The sequence below is a fragment of the Geomonas oryzisoli genome (assembly GCF_018986915.1).
Lineage (GTDB): Bacteria > Desulfobacterota > Desulfuromonadia > Geobacterales > Geobacteraceae > Geomonas > Geomonas oryzisoli.
On the sequence record NZ_CP076723.1, the window covers coordinates 632,673 to 650,095 of the forward strand.

A 17,423-nucleotide genomic window follows, 5' to 3' on the forward strand; every position below is an offset into this window, starting at 1 on the left:
CGGTATGCGACACAATGACTGAAACTGAAATCGGTGATGGAGTGTTGTGGTGGTGCCTCATTGGTGCCCCTTTTCGGGGAGCTGCAGCACGAGCCCCCGGATGCGCCGATTGGCCTTCTCGCGGTAGATCGCGATTTCGGCGCCGTCCTTGATCTTCCTGGTCTCGATAGCCAAGCCGTCCTGCTCCCTCGTCGCTCCCTTACCCGGGAGGTCGGTCCCGGTCGCTTCCTTGAAGTAGCTCCCCATCACGCTTTCATGGAGCGAAGCCTCCCCGTCGGCAACCACCTGGATAGCACGGATCTTCCCCTGCTCCCGGTAGATCCTGAACTGTTTCCCGTCGGCACGGTACAGCTCCCATCCCGGATGGGAGGCAGCGTATCCGGCGTCGGCGGGAACCTTGGGCACGAAACCGGGGAGCTTGCCTGCCGCCTGTTCGGTTGCCGGAGCGGGTGCGACCGCTGCCGGGGCGGGCACCACTGCTGCCGGGGCTGGTGACGTGCGCGGCGCAGGTGGCGCCGGTTCCTGCTTGGAACGTGGCCAGAAAACCACCCCCAGGGCGACTACCAGTACCCCGAGCACCGCCACGCCCGCAGGTTTGCGCCTGCTCGCGCCGCTGCCGGCGTCGAAGGCCGGTGCCGTGTCATCCTCTTCCGTGCTTTCCCCGCACAACTCGGGCGGTTTGCGGTAGATCTGGGCGGGGGTGGGGTACAGACTCTTAGCCGATGACGGGGCTTTCTCCGGTCGGGGCGGCGGCGCCTCGGGTGCCGGGGCGGACTCTTCCACCACCGGAGCAGCGGGCGCTGCCGGTACGAACACATCGGCCGTCGGGGTAACCGGCGCTGTGGATCTCTGCTCCTGCTGGGAGGGACGGAGGGATGACGGCTCCGGTTCGGACACGAAAAAACCGATCTCTTCGGCGGGGAAGGTTGCCAACTCTTCGGCTGCAGAGAGCGGCATTTCCGTCTCCATCACGGATTGCGGGTCCCTGTCGGGCTGCTCCGGCCACAGCGGGGCGAGGTGCGGTTCGAAGGCCGCATCGTCCAGGTCGGGTACCTCGAATTCGGGCGTGTCGTCGAGAACGAAAAGGTCGGGAAGGTCGGCTAGGGAGGAGAGGTCGGAAAAATCGGACGGGGGGGTGGCAGTAAGCCCGGAAATAACTTCGCTGCTGAGCAGCTGCATCACCTCGCCGCTCAGGCGCGCGGTGGGGAGGGCGAGGCTCAAGGAGTAGTCGAAGCCGATGGCGGGTTCGCCGGGCGACTCGCCTTCCTCTAGCAGGATCAGCTGCACGGCCGGGTCCGCGACCAGGGCCCTGGTCTGGGAGGCGATCTCCTCTGCGGGAATGCCATCCAGTTCGCTCTGGATGAAGACGTAGCGCGGCTGCTCCTTGGGCAACCTCCTGATGGCACTGGGCAGGTCGGTTTCGAAGGTTAGGCTTTTCGGAGACTGGATGCGCAGGCTCTCGATAAGATCGAGTGCACGTTCATCACTGGCTATAAAGAAGATTTCAGCCATTTGATACCCATCATATCTGAATGAGGTGAGTACATCGTGTCCGGAAATTTGGTTGTAGCCGTACCGCGTGAACCTGAAGTGTAGGATGTCGTTTGTTTTTAATATAAAAAACAGTAAACGTCAAAATTATTTTAGGTTAATCCCCTGGGAAAGTCCTGGAATCTCCGGAGTTTTGTCTCGATCGGGGTCTGTAATACTTAATGGCGTTTCCGCAAAGTACCTTGCGTGCCAGATCGAGGTCGAGGGTGTCGAGGATAAGACGCAGGTCCTGGTCCTGGTAGGGGCGGGGCGCGCGTGTCGAGGGGAGGTCGGTGCCGAACATGAGTGCGTCGGGATTGGCGCGGCAAATGTCGCGGACCGCGCCGGCCACGTCGAAATCGACCCTGCCGAAGCCGGTTGCTTTCACGCGGACACCCCGTTCCACCAGCGCCAGCAGGGAGGGAAGACCGCTCGCCGAGAGCCCGAGGTGGTCGATGCTGACTGCGGGTAGCCGGAGCAGGGTGGGGGCGAGCTCAGGAAGCTCGCGGGAGTCGACGTACAGCTCAACGTGCCACCCTGCCAGTTCATGGACCCTGCGCGCCATCCGGTCCAGGTGCTCCACCTTTTCCGAGCCGCCGCGCTTGATGTTGAAGCGGACCGCACGCACGCCCAGCCCGTCCAGGCGCAGCACCTCGTCGTCGTCCACCCCGATGGGAAGCTGGGTTACCCCGACGAAGTCGGGTCCGAGGGTGGCGAGGGCGTCCTCGAGGTAGGACTGGTCCAAGGCCTGGAAGGAGCCCGAGACGATGGCGCCTCCGGCGAGGTTCAGGCCGGCGGTGCGCTGCAGGTAGTCGCGGCAGGTGAAGTCGTCGGGGAGGAATCCCTGGTTTTCCACGAGCGGGAAACGGCGGTCGATGATGTGGAAATGGCTGTCGAAGACGGGGACGGTGGCGGCGAGGTCAGGTGTCATCTGCTACCTCCTTGGCGCCCTCAGTGGCGCCGGGTGTCGTCCTGGTTGGGGCCTATCTGGAGGCTCGCCTTGGCGATGAAGATTTCCCGCAGGAAGCAGATCAGTCCGGACACCATGAGGATCATGCCGAGGATGAAGAGCAACGCGACCGGCAGCGAGATGTCATAGCGCAGGTAATCGCCTATGAAGAGCATGGCGATGACGGTGCAGACCAGGACGGCGGTGGCGGTGCACAAAAAGATCGCGTGTCCGATCAGGTCGGCGCGACGCTTGAGTACGGCGAGGGCTGTGTGCAGCCGGGGGACCGCTTCGGGAACGGCGTTTTCCAGTTTCGCCTCGTGGAAACGGGCGCGGTCGATGACGCGTGCCAGCCGGTTGGTCATCACGCTCAGCATGGTGCCGATCGCGGTGAGCAGGAAGACGGGGGCCACCGAGAGCTGGATGACGTGGGCCATGGTGCCGACTGTCTGGGTATCGCGCAGCATCTATCTGTTCTCCTTGTGGATCCTTCTCAGGTCTCGAAGCGTTGTTCCAGTTCCGTCCTGAACTGGTCCATGTCGATCCCCTTCAACCTGATCAGGTCCTTCATGACGGGATCGAGCATGGTATTGGCGGTATGGAGCGCCGCCCGGTTGACCCTGATCTCCCCGAGTGCCTTTTCGCGTCCTTCGTGGGTCAGCAGCAGGTCGGACCGCTCGTTGTAGAAGCGGTGGATCAGGAAGTTCCTCGCCTTGAGCGCCTTTCTGAGCGCGCGCACCGAGTCGTCGGTGAAGCCGACCTTCTGCTTGATCTCCTCCATGAGGCGTCCCATGGTCTGGGCGCCCAGCGACTCCATGGTGCCCCGGAATTCCTGCTCGGACAGGTCGCCGTCGCTCAGGTCGATCAGGAGCGTCACGATGAAGGAGATGTAAAGCTCGATGCGCTGACAGTCCTGGACCGCCGCTCCCATTTCCAGGTAAATGGGGTTCAGTGCTGTGAGGTCGATTCTGGTTTCCTGCATGGCGGCACCTTCAGGTGTGCTCCGGCCGGTAGCGGTCGGGTGATGGAATCAAATAGCATAATTCTTGACCGCCATAAACAGGTAATTTTGCCCCACGCCCTCCCCGTTCACAAAGAGAGACAGAGGGGATTTGTCGTATCTGGTGCGATTATATACGTCGGCCCAACGTTCCGCGGCCGGTGGCAGGCGCCAGTGACCGCGCCGGGGTAACCGCGTGTACCTGCGCGATATTTCATGTGTATTGCCGCAGGTGCATCCTCATGTGCAGCGTTGCGTGACGGTGGAGACGGGGCGGGAGGAACGCCGGCGTCGGACAATACCGCGTGGTCACTATGCTTTTTTATGGTGCGGGAGAAAAAAACTCTGCTATAATCACTCGGTTTTCATTAATCTTGCCAGCCCCGCTCGCTTAATCGGGGATGCATATAGAGAAGAAACGACCGGCCCAGCCGGCGTGACAAACAACTGGGCGCGACGGTGCCGTGGTCCTCACGCGACCGGCTCCCGCGGCCTCTAAAGGAAAGGGAACAAAGAATTTATGTCAAAGAAGATGCTTATCAATGCGCTGCACGCTGAAGAGGCGCGAGTGGCGATCGTCGAGGACGGACGCCTGGTGGACCTGGATGTCGAGATCGCCGGCAACGAACAGACGCGCGGCAATATCTACAAGGGGGTGGTGGTCCGCGTCGAGCCGGGACTGCAGGCCGCCTTCGTGGACATCGGCCTGAAAAAGCTGGGCTTTTTGCAGATGGGCGAGCTGCACCCGGAGAACTGGAAATGGCGTGACGACATCCCCGAGGAGCAGCGCCACCGCCGTCCGCGCATCCAGGAGGTGCTGAGAAGGGGGCAGGAGTTGATTGTCCAGGTGGAGAAGGGGGAGCGCGACAACAAGGGCTCGGCTCTCACCACCTACATCTCGCTGCCGGGGCGCTACATGGTGCTGATGCCGGGCAGCGACTCCGCCGGCATCTCCCGCAAGGTCGAGGCCGAGGGGGAGCGCAAGAAACTCAAGGAAATCATCGCCGAGATGACCATCCCGCAAGGGTACGGCTACATCATCCGCACAGAGGCCATGGGGCGCACCCGTGACGAGTTGCAAAAGGACCTGGACAACCTGATCGCCCTGTACGAGGGGATCAGGGAGAGAGGGACCGGGATGAAGGGGGCCGGCATGGCCTACCAGGAGTCCGCGCTGATCATCCGGACCATCCGCGACTACTTCTCCGCCGACATCGACGAGGTCCTGGTCGACAGCAAGGACGTGTTCAAGGACGTGCGCGACGCATTGAAGGAGATCGACCCCGCCTTCGAGAAGCTGGTCAAGATGCACCAGGAGAAGCGTCCCATCTTCTCCCGTTACCAGTTGGAGGAGCAGATCGACCTGATCTACGAGAAGAAGGTGCCGCTCAAGTCGGGGGGCTCCATCTTCATCGAGCCGACCGAGGCGCTGGTCTCCATCGACGTCAACTCCGGCAAGTCCACCGGCGAGAAGGGGGTCGAGGACACCGCGTTCAAGACCAACCTTGAGGCCGCCGAGGAGGCGGCACGCCAGTTGCGGCTGCGCGACCTGGGGGGGCTCATCGTCATCGACTTCATCGACATGCGTGACCGCAAGCACAACGCGGAGGTGGAGAAGACCCTGAAGAACGCGCTCAAGGCGGACAAGGCCAGGGTGAACGTGGCGCGCATCTCCGAGTTCGGACTCCTGGAGATGTCCCGCCAGCGCATCCGCCAGACCCTGAACCAGGCCAGCACCCTCGAGTGTCCCCACTGCGACGGCAGGGGAAAGGTGAAATCGGTCGAGGCGATGGCGCTCTCCTTCCTGAGGAAGGTGCACGCGGCCGCCGCCAAGGGGACCATCGGCGAGGTGGTGGGGAGCCTGCCGCTGGAAGTCGCCTACTACCTGCTGAACCGCAAGCGTCACGAACTCTCCCAGATCGAGAACGACTACGACATCGAGGTGACGGTGAAGGGGAAACCCTCTTACCTGCTGAACCAGATGGAGCTCGAGCTGATCAAGCGGGAGAAGCTGCCGCAGGAGGAGCTGCCGCAGGAAAAAACGCTCCAGGGGAAGGCCCCGGTCAAGGAGGAGCACCCCGCAGCCGAGCCCGCCGACGGTCGCAAGAAAAAGAAGAAAGGGAAGAAGGCCCAGGAACCGGAGGCTGCGCTGCACGCCGAGGCCGCGCTGCACGCCGAGGCGGTGCCCGTTGCGCTCATCGAGGAGCCTACCGGCGCGGAGCACGTGCTGACGCTGGAGGCCGAGCCGGAAGAACACAAGAAGAAGCGTCGCAGAAAGCGCAAGCGCGGCAAGGGTGGGGCTGCCGAGGGGGGCGCCGAGCATGCGGCCACCTCCGGCGAGGCGATGGTCGAGGCTCCCGAAGGAGCCCCCGCAGAGATTCCCGAGCCGGGGGCGGTGGTGGAGCCGGCCGCGGCGCAAGGCGCCGAGCAGGCGCACCATGAAGCGGGTGAAGAGGTGAAGAAGAAACGCCGTCGCAAGAGACGGCGCGGCAAGGGTGGCCACGAAGCTCTCCCGGGCGGCGAACAGAAGCCGGGCGAAAACCAGCCGGGCGTCAGCGAGGCTTCGGCAGCCGCCGCTCCGGTGGAGGCCGTGCCCGTCGCCGAGGCCGCTGCTCCTGCCGGAGAGGTGAGCGAGAAGAAGCCGGCGCGCAAGAGAAGGGGCCGGGGCAAGGGGGCGGCAGCTGAGGGCGCTCTCGAGGCCGTGGTCGCCGGCGTGGCGGTCATGAGCGCACCGGCAGAGGCACCTGCCCTGGCGACCCCGCAGGCGAACGAACCCGCGCCGGCCGCAGCCGCCAAGCCTGAGAAGAAAACCCGCGCCCCTCGCAAGGCGAAGGTCGCTGCCGAGTCCGCCGCGCCTGCGGCGACGCCTGCTGCCGAGGCTGCCGCATCGCAGGAAAAGCCGGCGCAGGCGAAAAAGGGGAGCAGAGCCAAGGGCGCAGCAACCGAGGCGCCGACAGCGGCTCCTGCCGCGGCAGCAGCCGAAGCACCGGCTGCGAAGCCCAAGGCTGCCAAGGGTGCCGGAAGGCCCAAGCAAGCCCGGGAAGCTGCCGAGCCCAAGGAAGCGCCGGCACCGAAACAGGCGAGCGAGCCCAAAGCGGCCAAGGAGTCTGCGGAGCCTAAAAAAGCCAAGGCGACCAAAGAGCCGAAGCAGGCCAAAGAGCCGAAGCAGGGGAAGGCCGCCAAGGCGCCCAAGGAGTCCGGTGCCGGTGCCCCCGCTGCCGAGACCAAGCCGGCGGAAGCGGCTCCGGCCAAGGAGAAGGCTCCCGCCAAGCGCGCGAAGAAGACGGCTGAGCCTGCCGCCGCTGAGGAAAAGCCCAAGAAACCGCGGGCGCCGCGCAAGAAGAAGGAAGAAAGCCCTGCCTGATCAAGAGGACGCAATGAGGACACTTCTGGCCGCCGTCATCGTCCTTAGCTGTGCCCTGCCTGCTACGGCGGGAACGCTGGAAGAGCTGACGCCGTATTTTTCCACGCAGTATTTCACCTGGCAGGAGCACATCAACGGCAGGAGGCTTCTCAAGGAAGAGGGCGCCCTCTTCTCCGCGGGCGCCCGGGCCGGTGCCGTCATCGATTCCTCCTTCACCCTGAGGGGTAAGGGGGAACTTTTCGGTTCCGAGGTCGGTTATCGCGGCGAGACGCAGGCGCCGGACTCCGTTCCGGTTCATACCCGGGTCACCTACCTCGGCACCAACGCCGAACTCGATCTCGGCTACCGCGTGAGCCCGGCGCCCGTCGTCGTCGAACCCTTCGGCGGCATCGGGTATCGCTACTGGCTCCGGGACCTGCAGGACACCACTACCCCGGACGGCACCCGGGTCTACGGCTACACCGAGGCCTGGTCCGTGGGCTACTGCCGTCTGGGTGCCCGCGCCGCCACCTCCGCGGGAGGGGCCCGGCTCACTGCCGCAGGCGGCGCGAAGTACCCGTTCTACGTCGGCAATACCGTGGACTTCGCCGGCAGCGGCGACACCACTTTCCACCCGAAGGGAAGGGTGAGCGGGTTCGCCGAGGCCGGCGTCAGCTATCGCTCCCTTTCTTTGGCCCTGCTCTACGAGGGGTTCCGTTTCCGCCAGTCCGATACCAAGACGGTGCAGGGGACCGCGTACCTGCAGCCCGATTCCTCGTCCGACATCTTCGGGCTCAGGCTCGGCTGGACTTTCTGATTTTCGCTACGGTTTATCCATGGAGCAGGTACTCTACATAGCCCTCCTGGGCGCACTAGGCTGTCTGTCACGCTATTTTCTCTCCGGTTTCGTGTACCGGGTCTGCGGCAACGCCTTTCCTTATGGCACCCTTGCCGTCAATGTCATCGGGGCCTTCCTGATCGGGCTCATCATGGAGTTCTCCATCAGGAGCGCCCTCGTCCCCCCCACGCTGCGCTTTGCCCTCACCGTAGGTTTTCTCGGCGGGCTCACCACCTTCTCCACCTTCAGCCTGGAGACCTTCCGGTTGATCGAGGAGGGCGCGCTGCTGCTTGCCTTTGCCAACATCATGCTGAGCGTCGTATCCTGCCTTGCCTGCACCTGGCTGGGGATCATGGTGGCGCGCTGGCTGTAGAAGCCAAACTTTTCTCCCAAGGAGCGACATATGAAGGACAGGGACATGAGCCTGGAGACGGACCGAAAGGGGATGCTCGGTGAGCAGGTGCTGCTCAGGATCTTCATTGGAGAGCGCGACAAGTACAAACACATCCCGCTTTACGAGGCGCTGGTGGAACTGTTCCGCACCCAGGGCTTTGCCGGCGCCACGGTGCTGCGGGGCGTGGCCGGGTTCGGCGCGCACAGCATGTACCACACGGACCGCCTGCTGCGGCTCTCCACCGACCTTCCCATGGTGATCGAGGTGGTCGACGAGAGGACCCGGGTGGAGGCGGTCCTGCCGACCGTGGAGGAGATGATGGACGGCGGCATGATCACCCTGGAGAAGGTGCAGGTCTGGCGCTACGCCAAAAAACGCTCGGCTTGAAACGACGAACCCATCTGCTACACTCTCACCTTGTTCATGAAAAGGAGCGGATAGATGGGCATATTAGAAAACCTGACCCCCCAGTGGATCGAGAGCCAGTACCAGTTGTGGAAACAGGACCCGCAGCAGCTCTCCGAGGAGTGGCGCGCTTTCTTCACCGGCTTCGAACTGGCCGAGGGGCGTCCCGCCGGCGCCGAGGCCCCCACGGGGGATGAGGCGCTCAAGCAGTCCGCAGTACAATCACTCATTTACCGTTACCGGGACATCGGCCACCTGCTGGCCTGTACCGACCCCCTTTCCCCCTGCCAGATCGAGCATCCCCTGCTCTCCCTTTCCGCCTTCGGGCTGGAGCCTGCCGACCTCGACACGACCTTCGTCACCAGGCGCTTCATGCGACGCAGCGCGACCCTGAAGGAGATCCTGCAGGTGCTGCGCAGCACCTACTGCGGCTCGGTCGGCGTCGAATTCATGCACCTGCAGGACCCGGACGAGCGCCAGTGGCTCATCGACCGCATGGAGCCGGGAGGGAACCGCGGCTTCTTAACCCCGGAGCAGCGGCTCTTACTGCTCCAGAAACTCAAGGAAGCCGCCCTGTTCGAGCGGGAGCTGCACAAGAGGTTCCCGGGGCAGACCAGGTTCTCCCTGGAGGGGGGCGACGTCCTCATTCCGCTGCTCGATGCCGCCGTCACCAAGGCCGCCTCGCTCGGCGTCACCGACGTCGTGTTCGGGATGCCGCACCGCGGCCGCCTGAACGTCCTCTGCAACATCTTCGGCATGCCCTACGAGAACATGTTCGCCGAGTTCGCGGATAACGCCGAGTACGGCGTGGTAGGCGAGGGGGACGTCAAGTACCACAAGGGATTCTCGGTCGACCTCCCCGTTGAAGGGGGCGGTTCCGTGCATCTCACCCTCACCTCGAACCCGAGCCACCTGGAAGCGATCGACCCGGTGGTGCAGGGGAAATGCCGCGCCCGTCAGGACCGCATCGGCGAGGAAGGGGAGACCCGTGTGCTGCCGCTTTTGATCCACGGCGATGCCGCCTTCTCCGGTCAGGGTGTGGTTGCCGAGACGCTGAACCTGTCGCAACTGGCCGGATACCGGACCGGAGGCACCCTCCACATCGTCGTCAACAACCAGATCGGCTTCACCACCAGCGCCGCCGATGCCCGCTCCAGCCACTACGCCACCGACGTGGCCAAGATGGTCCAGGCCCCGGTGTTCCACGTCTACGGCGACGACGCCGAGGCGGTGGTGCACGTCACCGAACTGGCGGTCGCCTACCGCGATCGCTACCGCAAGGACGTGGTGGTCGAGGTGATCTGCTACCGCAGGCACGGGCACAACGAAGGAGACGAGCCCTACTTCACCCAGCCGCTCATGTACCAGCAGATCAAGCTCCGTCCGCAGCTGCACACCCTCTACGAAATGGAGCTCCTCGGAGAAGGTTTCCAAGAGGAGGACCTGAAGGCGATCGAGAACGAGGTGGTGCAGCGTCTGGCGCAGGCGGGCGAGCGGCAGGCCGCGCCGGTCGAGTCGGCGTTTCTGGCCCGCTGGAGCGGGATGAAACCGGGCGTCGCCAAGGTCGCCGTCCCCACCGCGGTTGCCGCCGACACCCTCCAGGAGCTCTCCGAGCGACTGGCCCGTCTCCCCGAGGGGTTCCACCCGCATCCTAAAGTCGCCGCCGTGCTGCAGAAACGACGCGACGCCGTCATCAAGGGGGGACCGCTGGACTGGGGCAACGTGGAAACCCTCGCCTATGCCTCGCTCCTCTCCTCGGGCGTTTCCGTCCGGTTGTCCGGACAGGACGTCCGTCGCGGCACCTTCAGCCACCGTCACTCCTCGCTGTTCGACCAGGAGACCGGCGAGAATTACCTGCCGCTTTGCAGTGTTTTGGACAAGGGGGCGCACTTCTGCGCCTTTGACAGCATGCTGGCCGAATTCTCCGTGCTCGGTTTCGAGTACGGTTATTCGCTGGAGGCCCCCGACGCACTCACCATCTGGGAGGCGCAGTACGGCGATTTCGCCAACGGCGCCCAGGTCATCATCGACCAGTTCCTGGTCAGCGGCGAGGCGAAGTGGGAGCGCTCCAGCGGGTTGGTGCTGATGCTGCCGCACGGCTACGAGGGGCAGGGGGCGGAACACTCCAGCGCCCGGATCGAGCGTTTCCTTGAGCTTGCTGCGGCGGGGAACATCCAGGTGGTTTATCCCACCACGCCGGCGCAGCTCTTTCACGTGCTGCGTCGTCAGATGCTGCAACCCTTCCGAAAACCGCTGGTCCTGTTCACCCCGAAGAGCCTGTTGCGTCATCCGGACTGCGTGTCGCGGCTGGAGGAGTTGAGTTCCGGCAGTTTCCGCGAGGTGATCGCCGAGCCCGCCGTGGGAGAGTCGGTGCGTCAGGTGCTCATCTGCAGCGGCAAGATCTACTACGACCTCTTGGGGCGCATCAGGAAGGACCAGTTGCAGGGGCATGCGCTGCTGCGGATCGAGCAGCTCTATCCGCTTCCCGTCGAGCAGTTGCGTGACGAACTGCAGCGTTATCCCTCCGGCGCCCGGTTCACCTGGGTGCAGGAGGAGCCGCGCAACATGGGAGCGTGGCGTTTCATTCACGAGCCCCTCACCGAGCTTTTGGGGACCGTGCCGAGGTACGTAGGTCGTCCCGATGCCGCGGCACCCGCCTCAGGCTCGCATCGCCTGGACCGCGTCGAGCAGGAGCGGATCGTGGACGAAGCTGTGAAGATCTGAAAACACGTTCATCTGAAACAAGTTCTACGTTCTATGTTCTACGTTCTACGTTCACCCCACAACCAGTCATAGAAACAGTTTCATAAAGACACGAAGTACAGAGCGCAGAACGTGTAACGAGTAGTTAAAGCCGTTAACGTAGAACATATAACGTGAACGTAGAACGGCTTTTAAGAGTAGTTAAAGCCGTTAACGTAGAACATAGAACGTAGAACGTAGAACGGCTTTTAAGATAAGGGAGAACCGCATGGATATCAAGGTGCCCGCGGTGGGCGAGTCGGTGTACGAGGCGGTGATCGCCCGGTGGCTCAAGAAAAATGGCGACGTCGTCTCCAAGGACGAGGCCCTCTGCGAGATCGAGACCGACAAGATCACCCTCGAAGTCACCTCCGAGGCGGACGGCGTGCTCAGTATCACGGTGCCGGAAGGCGAGACGGTGAAGATCGGTGCCGTCATCGGCAGCATCGACGCGCGCGGCCCGGTGGCCGAAGCGCAGGGAGCAGCCGACAGCGCCGCTGCCGCCAAACCTGCCGGAAAGCCTGCCGCCAAGCCCGAGGCTAAGCCGGGAACTGCGGCTCCCATGTCCCCCTCGGGAAGGAAACTGGCGCGCGAGTTGGGAGTCGAGCCGGGTGCCGTCCAGGGGAGCGGGCGCGGCGGCCGCATCACCAACGAGGATCTGCTCAAGGCCCAGGGGGCACGGGCGGAGGTTGCCGAGCCCCCCAAAGCTCCGACGAAACCGGTTGCTCCGGCTGCGCCCGCCGCTGTTGCCAAACCGGCCGCGCCGCCTGAACCGGCCCAGCAGCCCAAGGCTGCCGCGCCGCCCGCAGACCAATCCGGGCGCGTGGTGCGCAAACCGATGTCGCAGATCAGAAAGCGCATCGCCGAGCGCCTGGTCTCGGTGCGCCAGCACACCGCCATGCTCACCACCTTCAACGAGGTGGACATGAGCGAGGTCATGAAACTCAGGAAAAAGCACGGCGAGCATTTCCAGAAGCGCCACAACGTGAAGCTGGGCTTCATGTCCCTTTTCGTGCGCGCCTGCTGTGCCGCTTTGCAGGAATTTCCGGAGGTGAACGGCAGCATCGAGGGTGACGACATCGTCTACCACAACTACTGCGACATCGGCATCGCGGTCGGCAGCGAGCGCGGACTGGTGGTGCCGGTACTGCGGGGCGCCGAGAAGCTGAGCCTGGCACAGATCGAGCAGAATATCGCCGACTTCGCGGAGAAAGTGCGCAGCAACCGGATCGCCCTCTCCGACCTCGAGGGGGGGACCTTCACCATCTCCAACGGCGGCATCTACGGCTCCATGCTCTCCACCCCCATCCTCAACCCGCCCCAGTCCGGCGTGCTCGGCATGCACAACATCCAGGAGCGGGCGGTGGTGGTCGATGGCCAGGTCGTGGTCCGTCCCATGATGTACCTGGCCCTTTCTTACGATCACCGCATCGTGGACGGCAAGGGCGCCGTCGGTTTCCTGAAGCGGGTCAAGGAATACATCGAGGATCCGGAGGAGATGCTGCTGGAGTGCTGACCGGCATTAGCCGCGGCCCCCTCCCCACCCCTCCCCCTCCGGGGGCGGGAGCCGTTCTCTAGTCTGCGAAGACGGCGGGTCCATTCTCTCCTCCCCACGGAGGGGGGAGGCCGGGAGGGGGGCTCCCATGCAAACCTACGCCGCACGTAAGCTTTTGGAGGGAAAAGATGTCTGAAGAAACTTTCGATCTCATCGTCATCGGCGCCGGTCCCGGCGGTTACGTCGCCGCCATCAGGGGGGCGCAGCTCGGTATGAAGGTCGCCGTCGTGGAAAAGCGCGGCTCCATGGGCGGCGTCTGCCTGAACGAAGGGTGCATCCCCAGCAAGGCGCTCCTCGACTCCAGCGAACTCTACCACCTGGCCAAGGACCGCTTCGCCGTCCACGGCATCGAGGTGCAGCCGCCGACCCTCAACCTCGGCCAGATGATGGCGCGCAAGGATGACGTGGTCAAAAAGCTCACCGACGGCATCGCCTTCCTCTTCAAGAAGAACAAGATCGTCAGCTTCCTCGGCACCGCGACCATGCTCTCCCCCGAAAACGGCACGCACCGCGTGGAAGTGAAAGGCGAGGAGACCAAGGTTATCAGCGCCAAGAAGGTCATCCTCGCTACCGGCAGTGAAGCTGTGCAGATCCCGACCATTCCCTTCGACGGCGAATCGGTGGTGAGCGCCCGCGAGGCGCTCTCGTTCCCCTCGGTTCCGGAGCACCTGCTGGTGGTGGGTGGCGGGTATATCGGCCTCGAGCTCGGCTCGGTCTGGTTGCGCCTGGGCGCCAAGGTGACGGTGGTGGAACTCCTTCCAAGGCTTGTGGCCGGCAGCGACGGCCAGGTGGCCGAAGCTCTGCTCCGTTCCCTGAAGAAACAGGGGATGACCTTCATGCTCGGGGCCAAGGTGGCCGGTGCGGAAAAGAAGGACGGCAAGCTCGTGGCGCGTGTCGAGACCGAGGGGGAGGCCAAGGAGATCTCCTGCGACAAAATCCTCGTGGCGGTGGGGCGCAGGCCGCTCACGGCAGGGCTGAATCTCGAAGGCCTGGGCATCGCCATGGACGGCAGCCGCATCCGCGTCGACGCCGACTACGCCACCAACGTCGCCGGCATCTACGCCATCGGCGACCTGATCGCCGGTCCCATGCTGGCGCATAAGGCGATGGAGGAGGGGGCGGTCTGCGTGGAAAGGATGCACGGCGAACCGAGCCAGGTCGATTACGGCTGCATCCCAGGCGTCTGCTACACCTGGCCCGAGGCGGCCTCGGTGGGGAAGACCGAGGAGACCCTCAAGGAAGAGGGGATCGCCTACAAGGTGGGCAAGTTCAGCTTCATCGCCAACGGCCGCGCCAAGTGCATGGATGAGACCGAAGGATTCGTGAAGCTCCTCACCGAGGCGGAAGGGGGACGGCTGCTCGGCGTGCATATCCTGGGGCCACGCGCCTCGGACATGATCGCCGAGGCGGTCACCGTGATGGCGTTCGGCGGCAGCGGCGAGGATATCGCCCTCACCGTGCACGGCCATCCCACCCTCTCCGAGGTGATGAAGGAGGCGGCGCTCGACCTGGACAAACGCGCCATCCACGGCTGACATGGTGGTCCGCGACGTCGGCTGCATCGAGTACCGGGAGGCGCTCGCGCTGCAGGAGAGCCTGGTTCTCGAGGTACGAAATGGGGGCGCGGAGACGCTGCTCCTTCTGGAACACCATCCCGTCTATACCATCGGCGCCGGAGGCGACTCCGGCAACCTGCTCGACCCGGCGATAGAGGCGCACCGCGTCAACCGCGGCGGCGACGTCACCTACCACGGGCCGGGGCAACTGGTGGGATATCCCATTCTCGACCTGGGGCGGCGCGGGCGCGACCTGCACCGCTACCTTCGTTTTTTGGAGCAGTTCCTGGTGGAACTCTGCGGCAGCTTCGGCGTCGCCGGCTTCACCGTCCCGGGCAAGACCGGCGTCTGGACGTCCCGCGGCAAGATCGCCGCCATCGGCGTCGGCGTCAGGCAGTGGGTCTCCATGCACGGATTCTCGCTCAACGCGGCGGCCGACGTATCGCCTTTTGGCAGCATCAACCCCTGCGGCATGCCCGAGTGCCGCATCACCTCGCTCACCCTTGAGCGTCGGCAGGATATCACCGTACAGGAAGTGAAAGCCTTGGCCGGAGAACGATTCGAAGCGCTGCTCGAATCGAGCCTGCCACGCAGTTAACCGTTGCCGTTGCTCGCAAGGAGGCTCCCATGTCCGAAACCGATTGCCGAGTCCCCGTAGAGAAGCTCCGCTGGGTCTGCGATCCCGCCCTGTTCAATTTCAAGACCACCGAAGAGATAGCCAACCTGGAGGGGAACATCACCCAGGACCGGGCCCTGGCCGCCATCGAGTTCGGCCTGGGGATGTCCAACAACGGCTTCAACATCTACCTGGCCGGCGAGCCCGGCACCGGCAGGACCTCCACCATCCGGCAGATGCTGAAGAAGTTCGTCAAGGACACCTGCCCCCCCAGCGACTGGTGCTACGTCAACAATTTCCACACCCCGGACGCGCCCCTGGCCATTGCCCTCCCCGCCGGAATGGGGCGCGCTTTCGCCGCGGACATGCGCGAGCTTTTGGACTACATGCGCGCCAACGTCCCCACTGCGCTGGAGAGCAAGGAGTACGAGACCAACCGCGTCTCCATCATCGAGCGCTTCCAGGAGCGAAACGGCGAGATCTTTTCCGACCTGGAGCAGGAGGCGGGGGAGAAGGGCTTCGCCCTGCAGCGCACCGTCTCCGGCCTGGTGATCGTGCCGCAGAAGGAGGGGCGCAACTTCACCCAGGAGGAGTACGAGGCGCTCGAGAAGGATGAGCGGGAAAAGCTGGATACGGTGGGGCGCGAGCTGACCGAGAAGCTGAACGACGCGCTGCGCCAGGTACGCGAGAACGAGAAGGCGCTCAGGGACGCCCTGGCGCAGCTGGACCGCGAGCTGGGGCTCTCAGCGGTCGGGCACCACCTGAACCCGCTCAAGGAGAAGTACCAGGGATTCGGGAAGGTTCAGCAGTACCTGGAAGACGTCCAGGAGGATCTGCTTCTGAACCTGGAGGACTTCAAGCCGCAGGTCGCCCCGCCGCAGATCCCGGGGCTCAAGATCCCCAAGCAGGAGCCCACCTTCGAGCGCTACGAGGTGAACGTCCTGGTGGAGAACAACCCGGACAACGGCGCGCCTGTCATCTTCGAGTCCAACCCGACCTACAACAACCTCTTCGGGCGCATCGAGAACATCATGCAGATGGGAGGAATGGCGACCACCAACTTCACCCTGATCAAGCCGGGTGCCCTGCACCGGGCCAACGGCGGCTACCTCATCCTGGATGCGCGCGAGGTGCTGATCAACCCCTTCGCCTGGGAATCGCTCAAACGCTGCATCAGGAACATGGAGATCAAGATCGAGGACGTCCTGGAGCAGTACCGCTTCATGACCGTGGTCTCGCTCAAGCCCGAGCCGGTCCCGCTCAACGCCAAGATCATCATGATCGGCTCGCTCTGGATCTATTACCTGCTCTACTACCTGGAGCCCGACTACAGAAAGTTCTTCAAGGTGAAGGCCGACTTCGACAGCCAGATCAACCGCACCCCCGAGGTGATGCAGGATTACGCCCTGTTCGTCGCCGCCCACTGCTGCAAGGAGGGGCTGCTCCCCTTCGACCCCACCGGCGTCGCCGCACTCCTGGAGCACGCCTCGCGCCTGGTTGAGGACCAGGACCGGCTCTCCTCCCAGTTCATGGAGCTCTCCGACCTGATCCGCGAGTCGAGCTACTGGGCCAAGCGCGGCGGCGCGCAGGTGGTCGACCGCAGCTGGGTCAAGAGGGCGATTCACGAGAAGACCTACCGTTCCAACCGTATCGAGGAGAGGATCCAAGAGTACCTGGCCCAGGGGATCATCCTGTGCGACACCAAGGGGAGCGTCGTCGGGCAGATCAACGGCCTTTCCGTGATCACCATGGGCGATTACACCTTCGGCCGCCCCTCGCGTCTCACCATCCGCGTTTCCCAAGGGCGCTCCGGCATGGTCAACATCGAGCGCGAGGTGAAGCTCTCCGGCCCGATCCACGACAAGGGCGTGCTGATCCTCACCGGGTACCTGGCCGGCAAGTTCGGGCAGGAACAGCCGCTCTCCTACTCCGCCCACATCTGTTTCGAGCAGTCCTACGAGGGGATCGAGGGGGACAGCGCCTCCTCGGCCGAGCTCTACGGGCTCCTTTCCGCGTTCTCCGGTCTCCCCGTGAAGCAGGGGATCGCCGTCACCGGCAGCGTCAATCAGCACGGGCAGATCCAGCCCATCGGCGGGGCGAACTACAAGATCGAGGGGTTCTTCGCCGTCTGCAAGGCGAAAGGGCTGACCGGTGAGCAGGGGGTGATCGTCCCGAAGATCAACGAACACAACCTGATGCTGAGCGACGAGGTGGTGCAGGCCGTCTCCGACGGGATGTTCCACATCTGGAGCGTTTCCCAGGTGGAAGAGGGGATCGAGATCCTGACGGGTGTTCCCGCCGGCAAGGTCGGCGAGGACGGCGGCTATCCCGAGGGGACCGTCAACTTCCTGGTGCAGAAGAAGCTCAAGACCATGCTGGACAACATGCGCAAGCTGCAGCTCCAGGACAAGGAGGGGAAGGACGAGCCGGTGAAACTGCTGGAGTAGGCAGGCGGCTTATGCTCCTCCCCCCGGAGGGGGGAGGTTGGGAGGGGG

At 64.0% G+C, this 17,423-nt stretch carries 13 protein-coding genes; 9 read left to right on the forward strand and 4 right to left on the reverse strand.

Translation table 11 applies throughout. The features are described 5' to 3' along the window. Positions 1 to 57: 57 nt before the first annotated feature. The 4 genes from KP004_RS02775 to KP004_RS02790 form a co-directional block, all read right to left on the reverse strand. Positions 58 to 1,512: a hypothetical protein gene (locus KP004_RS02775; RefSeq protein ID WP_216800855.1), complete on the reverse strand. Its 1,455-nt coding sequence runs from the start codon at positions 1,510 to 1,512 to the stop codon at positions 58 to 60. Positions 1,513 to 1,648: 136 nt separating this feature from the next. After that, the gene (locus KP004_RS02780) at positions 1,649 to 2,461 is read right to left on the reverse strand and encodes an amidohydrolase family protein (RefSeq protein ID WP_216800856.1); all 813 of its coding nucleotides are present in this window, start codon (positions 2,459 to 2,461) and stop codon (positions 1,649 to 1,651) included. Positions 2,462 to 2,481: 20 nt separating this feature from the next. Beyond that, complete coding sequence (locus KP004_RS02785; RefSeq protein ID WP_216800857.1) at positions 2,482 to 2,946, reverse strand: DUF2721 domain-containing protein; 465 nt, start codon at positions 2,944 to 2,946, stop codon at positions 2,482 to 2,484. A gap of 26 nt (positions 2,947 to 2,972) precedes the next feature. Continuing rightward, positions 2,973 to 3,461 (reverse strand): hypothetical protein, encoded by a 489-nt coding sequence (locus KP004_RS02790; RefSeq protein WP_216800858.1) that lies wholly within the window; start codon positions 3,459 to 3,461, stop codon positions 2,973 to 2,975. A gap of 538 nt (positions 3,462 to 3,999) precedes the next feature. Here KP004_RS02790 and KP004_RS02795 point away from each other — a divergent pair. The 9 genes from KP004_RS02795 (at position 4,000) to KP004_RS02835 (ending at position 17,375) form a co-directional block, all read left to right on the forward strand. Next, positions 4,000 to 6,843, forward strand: a complete 2,844-nt coding sequence (locus tag KP004_RS02795; protein WP_216800859.1) for an Rne/Rng family ribonuclease — start codon at positions 4,000 to 4,002, stop codon at positions 6,841 to 6,843. A 13-nt stretch (positions 6,844 to 6,856) separates the two neighbouring features. After that, entirely contained in the window at positions 6,857 to 7,639 is a 783-nt protein-coding gene (locus KP004_RS02800; protein WP_216800860.1) for a hypothetical protein, read from the forward strand. Between the two features lie 19 nt (positions 7,640 to 7,658). Continuing rightward, complete coding sequence (crcB, locus tag KP004_RS02805; RefSeq protein ID WP_216800861.1) at positions 7,659 to 8,033, forward strand: fluoride efflux transporter CrcB; 375 nt, start codon at positions 7,659 to 7,661, stop codon at positions 8,031 to 8,033. A gap of 30 nt (positions 8,034 to 8,063) precedes the next feature. Then, positions 8,064 to 8,441 (forward strand): DUF190 domain-containing protein, encoded by a 378-nt coding sequence (locus tag KP004_RS02810; RefSeq protein WP_216800862.1) that lies wholly within the window; start codon positions 8,064 to 8,066, stop codon positions 8,439 to 8,441. 54 nt (positions 8,442 to 8,495) lie between these two features. Beyond that, complete coding sequence (locus tag KP004_RS02815) at positions 8,496 to 11,183, forward strand: 2-oxoglutarate dehydrogenase E1 component (protein ID WP_216800863.1); 2,688 nt, start codon at positions 8,496 to 8,498, stop codon at positions 11,181 to 11,183. A 247-nt stretch (positions 11,184 to 11,430) separates the two neighbouring features. After that, positions 11,431 to 12,717 (forward strand): 2-oxoglutarate dehydrogenase complex dihydrolipoyllysine-residue succinyltransferase, encoded by a 1,287-nt coding sequence (odhB, locus tag KP004_RS02820; protein WP_216800864.1) that lies wholly within the window; start codon positions 11,431 to 11,433, stop codon positions 12,715 to 12,717. A 167-nt stretch (positions 12,718 to 12,884) separates the two neighbouring features. Next, on the forward strand, positions 12,885 to 14,291 hold the full coding sequence (gene lpdA, locus KP004_RS02825) for a dihydrolipoyl dehydrogenase (RefSeq protein WP_216800865.1): 1,407 nt from the start codon (positions 12,885 to 12,887) through the stop codon (positions 14,289 to 14,291). A 1-nt stretch (position 14,292) separates the two neighbouring features. Further along, complete coding sequence (lipB, locus tag KP004_RS02830; protein ID WP_216800866.1) at positions 14,293 to 14,910, forward strand: lipoyl(octanoyl) transferase LipB; 618 nt, start codon at positions 14,293 to 14,295, stop codon at positions 14,908 to 14,910. Between the two features lie 29 nt (positions 14,911 to 14,939). Next, positions 14,940 to 17,375 carry a Lon protease family protein gene (locus KP004_RS02835; RefSeq protein ID WP_216800867.1) on the forward strand — a complete coding sequence of 812 codons (2,436 nt, stop codon included), beginning with the start codon at positions 14,940 to 14,942 and terminating at the stop codon, positions 17,373 to 17,375. Positions 17,376 to 17,423: the final 48 nt, after the last annotated feature.

Coding starts and splice junctions, on each gene's coding strand:
- KP004_RS02775 (WP_216800855.1), bottom strand. CDS start 1,512: ATGGCTGAAATCTTCTTTATAGCCAGTGATGAACGTGCACTCGATCTT.
- KP004_RS02835 (WP_216800867.1), top strand. CDS start 14,940: ATGTCCGAAACCGATTGCCGAGTCCCCGTAGAGAAGCTCCGCTGGGTC.
- KP004_RS02810 (WP_216800862.1), top strand. CDS start 8,064: ATGAAGGACAGGGACATGAGCCTGGAGACGGACCGAAAGGGGATGCTC.
- KP004_RS02785 (WP_216800857.1), bottom strand. CDS start 2,946: ATGCTGCGCGATACCCAGACAGTCGGCACCATGGCCCACGTCATCCAG.
- lpdA (WP_216800865.1), top strand. CDS start 12,885: ATGTCTGAAGAAACTTTCGATCTCATCGTCATCGGCGCCGGTCCCGGC.
- KP004_RS02790 (WP_216800858.1), bottom strand. CDS start 3,461: ATGCAGGAAACCAGAATCGACCTCACAGCACTGAACCCCATTTACCTG.
- odhB (WP_216800864.1), top strand. CDS start 11,431: ATGGATATCAAGGTGCCCGCGGTGGGCGAGTCGGTGTACGAGGCGGTG.
- KP004_RS02800 (WP_216800860.1), top strand. CDS start 6,857: ATGAGGACACTTCTGGCCGCCGTCATCGTCCTTAGCTGTGCCCTGCCT.
- crcB (WP_216800861.1), top strand. CDS start 7,659: ATGGAGCAGGTACTCTACATAGCCCTCCTGGGCGCACTAGGCTGTCTG.
- KP004_RS02815 (WP_216800863.1), top strand. CDS start 8,496: ATGGGCATATTAGAAAACCTGACCCCCCAGTGGATCGAGAGCCAGTAC.
- KP004_RS02780 (WP_216800856.1), bottom strand. CDS start 2,461: ATGACACCTGACCTCGCCGCCACCGTCCCCGTCTTCGACAGCCATTTC.
- KP004_RS02795 (WP_216800859.1), top strand. CDS start 4,000: ATGTCAAAGAAGATGCTTATCAATGCGCTGCACGCTGAAGAGGCGCGA.
- lipB (WP_216800866.1), top strand. CDS start 14,293: ATGGTGGTCCGCGACGTCGGCTGCATCGAGTACCGGGAGGCGCTCGCG.